This is a genomic window from Bacteroides sp. CAG:189 (assembly GCF_000432295.1).
Lineage (GTDB): Bacteria > Bacteroidota > Bacteroidia > Bacteroidales > Bacteroidaceae > Bacteroides > Bacteroides salyersiae.
The window spans coordinates 1-13,722 of the sequence record NZ_HF991086.1 but is presented as its reverse complement, the minus strand read 5'-3'; the positions used below and the strand labels follow the sequence as shown (position 1 = coordinate 13,722).

Below are 13,722 nucleotides of genomic sequence, written 5' to 3'. Positions count from 1 at the left end.
CATCCCGTCGGCAAAAGCTACCGAAGGAGCCATCAGCAACAACCCTCCTAATGCAAAAGCGGCAAAAGCCCTGCATGCTATTCCTGCATTAAATGGTGGACAATTAAGAGAAAAGTTCATAGCCTTGTTTTTTTTCATACTATTATCTTTTAAATGTAACTGTTATTTCCGTTTTTAAATATCCTGAAAACGTCCTCTTACCCTACAAAAAAATGTGTAACCTTTTACTGTTTCATTTATTAGTAACCGCTCTTTTTCTACCTTAACCTTAATTCCCTTAAAAACTAAAAAATACCTTTATTTTCGATGAAACAAAAGTAGGGAAGGAAGAGAAAAACCCACTCCAATATTATTTCAAAAAGCCCGATTTTAATGCAATCCCAGAATTTCAGAAATAATTGAATGATTTTTCTACCTGCTATGAAGTACAGAAAAAGAGATTAAAGAAATGAGAATGGCATTGCTACCATTCCCATTATGTATAAAGCGATTTTTTGATCTTATTGACGCCTCCCTGAAAACCTGCTTCAATTCAGCTCAATAAATTTTTCTGATTTATCGGGGCAGGTTCTGATTATGACATAGTCTCTACCTATCTTTTACAGGATTCTCTCCATCGTTTTCACTCTTCCCGCCATTGATGAAGCGTTCCATATATTCACTCGGGTGCATTCCCAATTCTTTTTTAAAGCAGGCGCTAAAATATTTCGGATCGTTGAACCCGACGGCATAAGCTAACTCCGAGATTCGTACATTCCGCTTCTCCTCCATGATTCTACAAGCAGCTTTCATGCGGATGTTACGGACAAAAGATGAGTACGACAATCCGGTCAGTGATTTCAGCTTTCTGAAAAGAGTTGATTTACTCACTCCCACCTCTTCCACAAAACGGGTCTGATCGAACAACGGATCATCCAGATGAGCTTGCACACTGTCGATTGCTTTCTGTAAAAATTCCTCATCGATACTGGTATAATTCAATTCGTCCACCTCGAAAACTAATTGTTTTTTGAAATCCTTGTTGGTACGTTCCCTGTTTTTCAATAAATTACTGATGCGGGCATGGAGTACACTCAGACTGAAAGGTTTGCTAATAAAAGCATCCGCACCCGCTTCATATACTTCCACGCGATCCTCTTCCTTATTTTTAGCAGTCAGAAGAATGACAGAGATATGGCTTGTATCAAAGTGTCCTTTCACGTAACGGCAGAATTCAAGCCCATCCATTTCCGGCATCATCACATCTGATACTATCAAGTCCACATCTTTGTTTTCAATGATCTCGATCCCCTCTTTACCATTACAAGCTGTATATACATTATAATCAGCTTTCAGCAGCTTAGTCATCATCATCAACAAGTCCTCATTGTCTTCTACCAAAAGCAATGTGCCCCCTTTTTCCTCTGCCTGTCCCTCTTCTTCTTCCTCCACCACTTCCACGGGAATGTGCTGTGCTACGGGCAGTACATCCGATTTATCATCGATATTCTCCTCCTTATATGCACCGCGATTAATAGGAATAATCACCTTAAACGCCGTACCCTCTCCCAGTTTACTTTGTACGGAGATAGTTCCCTGATGCAATTCCACCAGATCTTTCGTCAACGACAGTCCGATGCCCGTGCCTATGGTATTGAATTTCCTGTAATCACCTTCATAAAAACGCTTAAACAGTGTTTTCTGAGCCTCTTCCGAAATACCTTCTCCGTTATCTTTCACTACCAACACAGCCGAATCCGATGTTTTTTCATAACTCAGATCGACCCACACCGTTCCTTTTTCTTTGTTATATTTCGATGAATTGGACAACAGATTATATAGTATTTTGTCAATCTTGTCCGAATCAAAATACGCCATAAAGGGTTCGGGATTGGTCATGATAGAGAAATAGATTTTTTTCTTCTTCATCAATGGTTCAAAATTATCCACACTGTTTCGGACGAACGCCGCAAGGTCTCCCCGTGACACACGTAGTTTCAGATTTCCGGTTTCCGCTTTTCTGAATTCCAGAATCTGCTGCAGCAGACGTATCAACCGATTGATATTGTTCGTCATTATCTGATAATAGTCTCCATTCTGCGGAGCACAAAGTTTCAGTTCATCGACCGTTGCCGAAATAATAGTCAAAGGAGTAAGTAATTCATGAGTGATATTCGTAAAAAATTGCAGTTTTGTATGATTCAACTCATCCGCTTTTGCTTTTTCCAGTTCGCGCAAATGCAAAGCATTGTACAGCTGCACACGCTTTTTTCCCATTCTGAATAATATACAGCCCAACGATATTATTAAAATAGCGTAAATAACATATGCCCACCATGTCCGCCAGGGTGGTGGCAGTATTACTATCTCCATAGCCGGTTCTCTTTCTCCCCATATCCCGTTGGAGTTGGCCGCTTTTAAATGAAATTTATAGGTACCGGCAGGCAGGTTATTGTAATAGGCAAACCGGCGCAACTGATCCGGATATTGCCAATCCGTATCGAAACCATCCAATTTGTACGCATATTTATTTTGTGCGGGATTCATATAATCGAGCACGGCAAATTCAATACTAAAATTATTGTGCCAATAGTCCAGCACTATTTTTTTCGTGAAATCGGGTGACTGCTCGGATATCCTGTTTCTCACAGCATCCTCCAGATTATTCCACGATTTATCAAAAATTTTAATATTAGTTATTGTAATAGACAATTGGAAGTCCGACTCCTTCAGACGATCCGGAAAAAAGCTGTTATATCCATGGGCACCTCCGAAAAACAGTTCCCCCTCTTTGGTTTTACACGCCACATTCCTGATAAACACATTATCCTGCATGCCGTCTGCCGTAGTATACAGCCTATAGTTGACTTTCGACAGGTCCTCCGGCACATACAGTCTCACCAATCCCACATTCGTACCTAACCACAGTTCATCCTCTTTACTGCCAATAATACTGGATATAACATCGCCCGGAAGATTCCACTGCACATGTACAGATATGAACTTACCGATTTTAGAATCGTACAAACTAAGTCCGCATCCTTCCGTACCAGCCCAGATACGCCCCAATTCGTCTTTATACATACACATCACTTTCAGTGAATTCAGCTTATCATTTTCAGGAGAATAGCTATATATTTTGTAGTCCTTTACATTATTCCCATTCCCCACTACACGTACGATCCCCATATTTTCGGTAGCGATCCACATTTCTCCGTCAACCCCCTCTTCAATATCCTGTGCAATCAGATTGCGCAAATTCAATCCCATTACATCCAACAAATCAAACCGGCAAATATTCCCCTCTGCAGTAAGCATACTGAATCCATACGACGTTCCTAACCAGACCTTTCCCTGAGAATCTTCTTTTATATCATAAATACGATCGCTGGGCAACCAAGGTGTGTCATTTGCCCGATAACATTTCACACGAACACCGGATTTTGCTTTTTTATCATATACATAGAGCCCGCCGTCATAAGTTCCTATCCATATTTTTCCGGTAGTAGGCGACTGCATGATCGAAAACACGGAATAAGTGGTCGAACCCGTATCCGGAAAGCCAAGCTGACGCATATTCCACCATTCCCCCGTCTGACGATTATATACCACTAATCCGTAAGTACCTATACTCAGCCACATCAGACCCTCATCGTCCACTAAAATATTTCTTACTGAATTAGTTTTAAATACTTTCTTAATATTTTCCAAATGATCCAATGCAAAATTCAACTCACGCGTTATGATTGCCGTTACTCCTCCTCCAAGCGTGCTCAACCACATCATTCCCTGCTGGTCACAAATCATGGAAGTCACCTCATTTCCCGAAATAGAATGTCCGGACTCGTCCGGATAGTAATTAACAAAACTCGTTGTTCCATAAGGCAAAATGCTCAATCCACTTCGTGTTCCTACCCACAGTGAATTTGTGTTCCGATCCTCGGAAAGAGCATAAATTGTATTATCTGCCAAACTACTTTCGACAGCAGGCTCATTTCGAAAAACATCCCATGACACCCGCTCCATGTCATAAGGATTTTTAAGCAGAAACAATCCACCTTCCCATGTACCTACCCAAATCTGATGATGGCTATCTTCAAAAACAACGTGTGCCGATTTCCGTTCATTCATTTTCGGATAAGCAAAATATTTACCTTCCTCCGGATCGTAACGATAAAGCCCTTCATTCCAAGTTCCGATCCATATATTTCCTTTTGAATCTTCCAAAAGAGATTTCACGGAAGTTTGCGGCATCACATCTTTAGTGGTTTCCCGCGTAAAAAGCACGCAAGAGTCCCTTTCCGGGATATACTGATACAACCCCTGATCGGTCCCTAATAAGATCTGCCCTTTCCGGGTTACTAATATTTTGGATATTGCATTATTGCTGAATTCCGTTTTATTGATCTGTTTAATTTTCCCGGTCACTTTATCCAGCACATTCAGTCCATCATATGTACCTATCCAAATGCGATGCTTCGTATCTTCTTCAATACATGAAATATTATTATTCCCCAGAAGATTCCAATTGTAAATATTCGATTTATAAATCTTCATCTCATATCCGTTATACTTCGCCAAACCGTTACGAGTAGCCATCCATATATAGCCCTCCTTGTCTTGATATACCTGTTGAATGTCATTTGTCGACAATCCATCCGAAGTGCTCAATTGTCTGAAACGGAAGTTCCGGAAATTTTCCGTTGCCTGCAAGGAGGATGTTTCCACAAACATCAACAAAAAAAACAGGCAAAGTAATTTGTAAAGCGGTAAGTATTGATTCTTCATAACGTATTATTTTTTAAGTCATATTAATCTTGTTTATGCGAAGCACACGACAAAATTATATTATAAATCATTAATATTACCAAAGATAAGTAGAATTTAACTCTGAGATATTAAAGTTATCCATCTAAGACAGAAAAAAACAATAGCAAAATCCATCTTCATACAATCCCTTTATCAGCTGGTTTTCAGTCCCTTCACGAAAAAGTAATAATACCAGAACGTATCGCTGAAATAGGGTTTGAATACCTCTTTTGATTTTTCATCCGATTGCCCAGCCATTTGTTCGGACAATTTTATAAACTTATCAAAGCGAGTTACCACTTCATCTTCTATTTTAAACTGCCGATAGTCCACCTTGCGTTCCAAGTAAGAATACAAGATTGCCGCCTCCTGATAATGCAGTGGAAGCCTATCGTGCGTACGAGCATATAGTATAAAACGGGGCCAAAAACGGGCAATGTCCTTCTGCACCAAGTTACACTGCAATGAGAGTTCCACAAGTTCGGGAGGCCCTCCCTCCATGTAAGCGATCTGGCTTATCAGATAGGCTTCCAACAATCCCCCGTCTCCCTCAAGTGCATTATTGTATGCCATCAACGGCTTAATCATTTTAAATTCCGCATCTTCCGCCATCAGTTGCGGCTCATCGATGTAGCGCTGATATTTTTCCGCCCAATCTTTGTGAAATAGAGTCTGTGCCAATGTACTGTTATATTTCTGTGCCAGAGCAAATTCTTCATTCAGTAAAGCGCACTTCACCATATATTTAAGGTATTCCACCTTCATGCCATACTCCACTTTATCTTCCATGCACCAACGGTAACAATAATTAATTTTCCCATACTGAAAGTACAAAGCCTTGGCTCCTGTATTACGCATGACAGGAGTAGTGCGAATAATCCTGTAAGGAACTCCGTTTATCTTAAACTTAAACATCCGGTCGCCCGCCTGCCCCAACTTATAAAGCGCCATATCCGTATTTAAAACAATCAAGCGTGTCGGCTCTCCTTGCTGCGCTTGGGCACAGTCCACCACTTTCTCCCAATCATTGTCCAGAATAGCTCTGTCCATATCGATTGTTATGCGAAAGTTTTCATCATCAAATTCATAATACCATGCTCCTCCCAATGCCATAACAAACACGATCAGGGCAAGTACGACAGATACTACGCGAGCTCTTTCCGTTTTTTGTTTCCATCGATGAGCATAGAAAGCCAGAAATATCACATAAGCATACAATAGTCCAAAAGGCATCCATAAAATCATTTCATTGGGATAAAACCTAGGAAGGACAGATGTGTAAAGAGAGTCGCACATCAATTGCGTGTAGACCAATATGTAATAGAATAACGGGACCAGAGCAATGGCAATTATAGCTACCAGCATATTCCATGCCCACCACACGCGTTTCTGTGTGCACTCATCAATGGCAAACAGGATTACTACCAATAAGGCATAGAATCCTAATATCGGATAACCAACTATAGAAAACAGAATAACTACCCCACCGCGCCATAACCAGTGTTTCAGACAGCGATACACCCAAAAACTTCCCACAACTGCTATCATGCCCAACAGATTGGAAAAAGCATATCCCGGCGATTTCAAAATATAGACCACATAGCCCAACTGTACCAATGCCAGCAATAAGAGTGCGGAAGGAACAAACGAAAGCGTAAAATAACGGTCGGGAATACGAAAAGCCTTTCCCACAAGGTATTGGAGAACCAGCAACAAAGCGATAAAAACAGCTCCACCCAGCCAAGGATAATAGAAGAATTGTGTTAGGAATGTGCCGCCCCATATCAATCCTCCTCCGGGCACCATCATACATTCTTTCAGAAAAGTCCAGGAAGGAAGAAACAGTGATAAATCTTCTACCTTTTTCAGGTAATTGAAGTTATGTATCACCGTCATATAAATAGCCAACAATATAAATACTGATATAGACGCTATTTTCATGTTCCGGTAGTTTGTCTGCTCCCACTTTTCCAGCCAGCCGGACATTTTATTTCCCTTATTGTTTTTCACTGCTGTATTTTTCATCATTTTCGTCTTAGAATCCGCTCGTAAAAGTAGCATATAACCTTCAATTCCACTCTACGTTTACCGATCAAAAAACGCGATTGAATCAATATTCCCCCATGAATGAAATAAAATTAGTGTTGGTTGAAAGTTTTCCCCTTCAACCAACACTCTTTTGTTACGTTTATTTCAGAAATTCGGATGTATATTTTTTCTATACCCCATACATTACGATCACATAGCTACCTTATATGTTTTCATCCCTACTCTGACCAGATAAGTTACGTTTTGCCGGAGCGTGATGCGCGTCAGTCCCCCTGTGGAAATATAAATGCCTGCGTTAATACCGTCCGTGGTGTACACCTGTACTTTCTGCCCCTCCACGGTTCCTTGCAAAATCAGCTCATCATGCTGTGTATACACCTTTAGTGCCGGTTCATCCGCACGGACATCTTCTACGGACGAAGCCGTACTTTCGAAGGTGACGGCCAGTTCGGCATCACTTTTCAGAGCCTGAGTGGTATAAGTCCCGTCTTCCTTCACATAAGCGGTCACATCATTATCGTTGAAAGTCACAGTATTCAGGTTCCACCCCTCTGCCGGCAAAATGGTAAAGGTGTATTGCTCACCACGGGTAATCAGTTGCTTCAATAATCCGTTGTCGGCATGCCGAATAGTGAGGTAATAAGGAAACTCCTTAAAAGTTACCTGCAGAACCATGTTTTCTGTGGCTTCGGCAATCGTATAAAGTCCTTCATCGTTTACGTCAGCTGTCACGTTTTTATTATTGAGCATCACTTGTGCTATGCCGTAACCTTTAGCCGGCTGAATAGTAAACTCAACTTTGGTATCTTTATCTATTAGCTCACTGCTTTTTTGCTGTCCGTTAATGAGTACCTTTCCATAAACGGCATTATAAGAGGCGGTAACAGTGAGTGATACTAACGGTTCCCCATCTCCATCCTGTTCGATGATGCTGGCAAAATCTCCCCAGATCGGAGCAATCCAATAGCGGGAATAAGCACCTACCGGGACATACAATTTACATTTCTGCTGATTGATTCCCTCGAAAGCTGTTTTGTTAAGGGTCGGTAATTCTGTACACATACAACTAATGGCTTCCACCTTTGTACATCCCGCAAAAGCAGACGCATCAATGTATTTTACGGTCGAAGGCAATGCAATAGAATCAATTCCGAGACATCCTTGAAAGGCGGCATCACGAATTCTTTCCGTCTTGATCGGCAGCTGAATTTTCTCCAAACTTTTACAACCTTGAAACACATAGCGATCGATAACTGTTATCTGATTTGGAATATGAATACTTTCCAACGAACTACAATTGGCAAATGCACTTTCACGAAATGCCAATACGCTATTTGGCACGGCTATAGCACGCAGTTTAGTACAATCACTAAAGGCTCCTACTCCAATATGGGTAATATTATCCGTCAATGTCACATACTCAACATCTGTGCCTTGAAAAGCAAAATCATCGATTGTATTAACCGTTTCCGGCACCGTATATTCAGAACCTTTTCCATTCGGATAAATACGTAAAACAGTTAGGTCCTTACTACACACAACACCGTCTATATCGGCATATTTTTTATTCTTTTCATCCACTTTTATTTCTCTCAATACCGGACACTCGCCAAAGGCTCCGCCGACAATTGTTGTCACATTTTCGGGAATTACAAGTTTTGCTAAAGAGCTACATCCGGCAAAAGCATTTTTCTCAATGCTCTTAATACTTTCTGGAACAGAAAACTCTTTGAAACCGCACTGTGCAAATGTCATGGGCTTTATATAAGGAACATTTGGAGACAATACAAAGCTTTCTAACTCCGTACATCCGAAAAATACCCCCTCTCCCATCACAGAAACAGATATCGGTAATGTAATGGAAACAAGTTTTGTTTTAGCAAACATATAGCTTCCGACCCCTTCACTGTAAGAGACTCCATTTCCACTGCTTGTTCCGGAAATCAATGTATAGTATTTAATACCGCCCGTTTCGTAATAATAATCCCCTCCCGAGATAATGTTAACTCCGGACATATCCAGCTTGCGCAAAATGCCTTTCGTTTCCTTTCCAGTCGCATCACATCCGGCCATATCGCGTATAAAGCGGATATCGCTACCATTCAAGGTTCCCGAAACAATCAATTCATCAATCTGATATTTTTTCGAAGAAGCAATTTGCTCAGATAATGTTCCGGCTTTCGCTATATTCAAAGAGATTTTATTTTGTGCCCATACTCCTGCATGTACACAAAGGCAACAACAAACCAACCTCGCAACCCTTATTACATTTATCATTATATTTTTAGATCATAGCATATGAGACACAACCATTCTTTTCACCACTACAGATTCAGGAGTCTGAATGCGCACTGTATAAATTCCCGGCAATAAAATTCCTGCCAAATGAATCACAACAGCCTCTCCCCTTTTAACCAACTTATCCGAATATACCACACGTCCACTACCAATTTCCACTATTTGTATGTCAGCAGTACTATTATTATTTATAAAGACTTTGAAATCACCATTATTCGACATAGGATAGAGTACAACATTATTTTCATCATCGTTCTCCATTCTGCTTATACCAGTACCCCCTTCTTCGTACTTTTGCTGTTCTGTCATCAGTCTCTTATTCTCCTGCCAATAAGAGAGACTAAACATGTCCGCCATCTCATAATCATAAGCCTTAGTATCAAAATATAAACCAAAGCTCTGCGAGTTACTTGCCCCTTCTTCCACAAGAAACAGATTACTTCCAGCAAATGAAGAAGCTCCTGATATGGACAATAATTTCTTGTCATTAACATTTTGTATTTTATAACAACCGTCCTCTTCCAGTTCTAAACGCCATTGCTGACTAACTTTTGCATTCTCTACAGTAAGACGCAAAGTCCCAAATATTGATTCCAAATAATTACCTGTACTCATATCCTTCAGTTTCCAGATATAAGGATTATCAGTAGCTTTCAATTCAAAACTCATATTTACTTCATCATTATCATCATCAATGTTAAAGCCATTTTTAGATTTAGACATCCAACGATCGGAATTTTTATCAAGGATACGTACTACTATGCCATCAGCCAACGCTTTAACACGTTTAAAGCGATCGACATTATCAAAAACACTCATATCCCAACTGTCATACCATTTTACAGTAGGTATCCCCGAACGCATGCTCAGAGGTAACCATACATATTGAGATTTTCCCCCTACATCACCAGAATCCCAACGATCTCCCATATAGACATAGGCGCTCTCATAACCGTTTACCTTCAGTACAAAAGTACTCTGCGAATGATATGTTGTTGTATTGCCCTCGTCAATGGCAAAATTTTTTCCAGGCGTCCAAGCTCCAAATATTTCCGTTGCCGATGCTGAATGTCCCGGATTGGGATTCCACCCCGTACAACCGGAAAAAAGTCCAAAATAGACATCATCAACTTTAAAAATAGCAGGTGCCTCATAACTCAATCCTTTCAAAATCTTTGTTTCTGTAATAGGATTCTTTTCTGTTTCCAAATAATCTTCGGAAAGTAAAGCTACATTCATATTAGTGTTCATATCAGTAGATCCAAAATGATAGGCTTTTCCATCGGTATCTTTAAAAATAGTCTGATCGCGCGAATCATGATTATTAGGACGGAAAGTACTTACAAATTTATAAGTTCCGTCTATTTCATCACTCACAGCGACACAAACGCGCGCTTCCCCATAACCATTACCATCTTCCCAATGAATATACATAACCCACTTTCCTGTTTTATCATTATATATCACTTTTGGACGCTCAAGAGTACATTTACCGGTATTCAAGTCTCTTGCTTGGTTTTCATTAAATACCAATCCTACACGCTTCCAATTATAGAGATCGGCAGAAGTATAGCAACTCACGCCATTACTATTATATCCAGTACGATCCTCCCCAAACCAATAATATATTCCTTCATGGAAAATAACACAACCACCATGAGCATTAATATGCCTGCCAGTAATATCATTCCAAACAGATCCTGGAACAATTTTATCATTGGCAGCCTGTGCCACAGTATTTCCTATGTTGCTGCTCAATGCAGCAACCATCAAAAGCGAATAAATAAAAAATTTCATCATCTTATTAAAATAAATAACACATTTCACGATTATAAAATCATTAACGACCGCAAATAAAGAAAAAACACATTAACTATTATATTAAAAATATTTCAAAGAAGAATGAGAAAATTATTGTGAAACAAATTTCCTCTTATTCGAAATAAGAGTCCTCTCATTCACATATTTAAATCCATTCTATTTACCGGATAACAATCAACTTCCGTATTTCTTTATATACCGAAGTTTTTATGCGAACCATGTAAATACCCGGATTTAATCTGCCAGATAACTCTATAGCATATCCGTTATTATCCAATTTTACGGTTTGGTATACTTGTAATTGCCCATATATATTATATAAAGCCAGCTGAGCCTTTATCGGTTCTTGAGATATCACATTAATCCGGCTGCTTTTCTCATCATAGTATAAAGTAAAAACTTCATCAACTCCCTTTTTCATAACTTGCAGATTTGTTATATGCTTCTCTTGTTCTTTAATTAACACCAAATTATTTTGTCGATAATCCTTTGTAAAAAGAGCTGCTTCTTCATCTTCCGGATAAATCTTCGAATCAAAATAAACCCCAAAACAACGAGCATCTTTTTCTCTACCCAAATAAATAGTTGAACCAACAAACGTAGAAGAACCCGAAATAGCTAAATAATACTCTCCCACATTGTTTTTTATTTTATAAGTACCGTCTTCCTGTAATAAGAAAGTCCATAATTGCGTCGTTTTATCATTTTCTTCACTTAAACGTAAAGTACCAAATACAGACTCCACATATTGTCCCGTTTTGTTATCTTTAAGCTTATAAACGTAAGGGTCATCCGTAGCATAAAAAGTAAAACAAAGATTGGTATTACCATCATTCTCTAACAGGAAAGACGACTTTGATCGTGAAACAAAACGATTAGAATTACGATCCAACAAAAAATATTGCCTCTTGTCCTCAATAAATTTGGTGCGCTTAAAACGGTACATATTATCAAAGATACTCAGATCCCATTCATCATACCAATGTATTGTGGGATAGCCCGAGCGCATGCTGATTGGTAACCATACCTGTTTTGAACTTTCCAAATTATTTTCATCCCAACGGTCACCTACATAAACTAATTTTTGATCATCTCCTCCTACTTTAAAAACAAAAGCACTCTGAGAGTCATAAGTAGTCCCTTTTACGTCATCCACGCAAAACTCAATCCCACTACCAGTAACATCTGTAAATACCCGCTCATAACTCCAACCTTCAAGCATATTATACGAATAGGCCCAACGACTGCGATTGGGTTTCCAATACGTACATCCTGAAAAAAGTCCGAAATACATATCATACATCTTGAATATAGCCGGAGCCTCATACTTTACCCCATCCAAAATAATCGATGCATTCGAAGTACCATCCAGATAATCATCATTCAACTGTACCCCCAATATGTCCGCATTGGTATTTACCGCTCCGATGAAATATACTCTTCCATCTGTATCGTCTTTAAATAACGTATAGTCCCGGCTCAAAATCCCATTCACACATGAAATATCATATAAATCATAATCCCCCTCCATATGATCACTTACCAATCTACAACTTTTGGTAATAGTCACTTCCATATTCTCCCAAACAGCCCATATAATCCACTTTTTTGTCAACTCATTGTACAAAATTTTAGGACGATATAAATTACGACCTTTTGCCAAATCCCAATTGTCTTCACTTATCTTTCCAGACAGTGGTATTATCAGCCCCCTATTAGTCCAATTATACAGATCTTTCGATCGATAACATCCGACTCCATTACATTCATTTCCTGTCCGGCTGTCTCCTATCCAATAATAATAACCGTCCTCATATACAATATATCCCGCATGAACATTGATGGCTTTACCACTTGTATCATTCCAAATCTGTCCTGGACGAAAAGTCACATTCTGCGCCTTTATAATCTCATTTATTGCAAACAAAAATACCCAAAACAAAAAAACTCTCATAATTATGTAGCAATATTCAAATTAATAATTAATACAGTTGATTCTTGTGTCAGTTCAATCCGAAACCCAAAATGTTATCTCTCGTATACACGTTTACATACAATCAGAAGTCTACAAAATAAATATCATCTATAAGCACAAAAATATTTTCGCCTCCATTTATAACTTCTGTTTGATCTGTCCACACAAATCATGTACCTACAAATCCCCTATCAATTAAAGTTTAATCTATTTTAGGGAATTCAAAAATCGCAATTCAAATTACTTTTTCCAGATACTTATTATAGAATCTACTAACGAAAAATAAACTACATCTTTCTCTCCACTCAATACACTCACTCTGCGATATATCCCATGAAGAGTAAATTCTCCGACAACCAAAGCGTAAATTCTTTCGAATATGCCTAAAAACAAAACAGACAGGGAAGAGATCTAAACCTCTTCCCTTAGCAAAGCATCAATAAACAATCTTTACTATCTCTTTCCTTGTACCATCATTTACAACACATACATAAATTCCCTTCTCATATAATGGAATTGATTGTCCTGAAGTATAACTATTTTCTACAGCAATAAGTACTCCTGTTGAACTATATATTTCAATTTTAGCAGACTCTGGTACATTATTCAAAGTTAACCAATTATCTATTACTGTTCCATAAACCCCTGCATCCGAATTCGTTCCTTCAATGCCTGTTACATCACCTCCAAAAACCGGTTCAAGTGGAGCGTATGCTCCAGTAGGATCATAAGTAAAGTATTCTACATCAGCAAAGGTATTATCAAAACCAACTTCCTGTGTCAGAACACGA

Annotated in this window: 6 protein-coding genes; all 6 read right to left on the bottom strand. The window is 39.1% G+C overall.

Annotation, left to right across the window (positions count from 1 at the left end; translation table 11 throughout):
- Nucleotides 1-588: 588 nt before the first annotated feature.
- Nucleotides 589-4,767 carry a hybrid sensor histidine kinase/response regulator transcription factor gene (locus QVP90_RS12290; protein WP_021936604.1) on the bottom strand — a complete coding sequence of 1,393 codons (4,179 nt, stop codon included), beginning with the start codon at nucleotides 4,765-4,767 and terminating at the stop codon, nucleotides 589-591.
- Nucleotides 4,768-4,941: 174 nt separating this feature from the next.
- Nucleotides 4,942-6,816 carry a DUF6057 family protein gene (locus QVP90_RS12285; RefSeq protein WP_122282106.1) on the bottom strand — a complete coding sequence of 625 codons (1,875 nt, stop codon included), beginning with the start codon at nucleotides 6,814-6,816 and terminating at the stop codon, nucleotides 4,942-4,944.
- Between the two features lie 210 nt (nucleotides 6,817-7,026).
- Complete coding sequence (locus QVP90_RS12280; protein ID WP_264380927.1) at nucleotides 7,027-9,114, bottom strand: leucine-rich repeat domain-containing protein; 2,088 nt, start codon at nucleotides 9,112-9,114, stop codon at nucleotides 7,027-7,029.
- A 12-nt stretch (nucleotides 9,115-9,126) separates the two neighbouring features.
- Nucleotides 9,127-10,935 carry a family 43 glycosylhydrolase gene (locus QVP90_RS12275; RefSeq protein ID WP_081504128.1) on the bottom strand — a complete coding sequence of 603 codons (1,809 nt, stop codon included), beginning with the start codon at nucleotides 10,933-10,935 and terminating at the stop codon, nucleotides 9,127-9,129.
- Nucleotides 10,936-11,116: 181 nt separating this feature from the next.
- Nucleotides 11,117-12,910: a T9SS type A sorting domain-containing protein gene (locus QVP90_RS12270; protein WP_007478244.1), complete on the bottom strand. Its 1,794-nt coding sequence runs from the start codon at nucleotides 12,908-12,910 to the stop codon at nucleotides 11,117-11,119.
- A 457-nt stretch (nucleotides 12,911-13,367) separates the two neighbouring features.
- The coding region (locus QVP90_RS12265) for a T9SS type A sorting domain-containing protein (protein ID WP_147398888.1) at nucleotides 13,368-13,722 on the bottom strand (355 nt) is incomplete at its 5' end.

Coding starts and splice junctions, on each gene's coding strand:
- QVP90_RS12290 (WP_021936604.1), bottom strand. CDS start 4,767: ATGAAGAATCAATACTTACCGCTTTACAAATTACTTTGCCTGTTTTTT.
- QVP90_RS12285 (WP_122282106.1), bottom strand. CDS start 6,816: ATGATGAAAAATACAGCAGTGAAAAACAATAAGGGAAATAAAATGTCC.
- QVP90_RS12280 (WP_264380927.1), bottom strand. CDS start 9,114: ATGATAAATGTAATAAGGGTTGCGAGGTTGGTTTGTTGTTGCCTTTGT.
- QVP90_RS12275 (WP_081504128.1), bottom strand. CDS start 10,935: ATGATGAAATTTTTTATTTATTCGCTTTTGATGGTTGCTGCATTGAGC.
- QVP90_RS12270 (WP_007478244.1), bottom strand. CDS start 12,910: ATGAGAGTTTTTTTGTTTTGGGTATTTTTGTTTGCAATAAATGAGATT.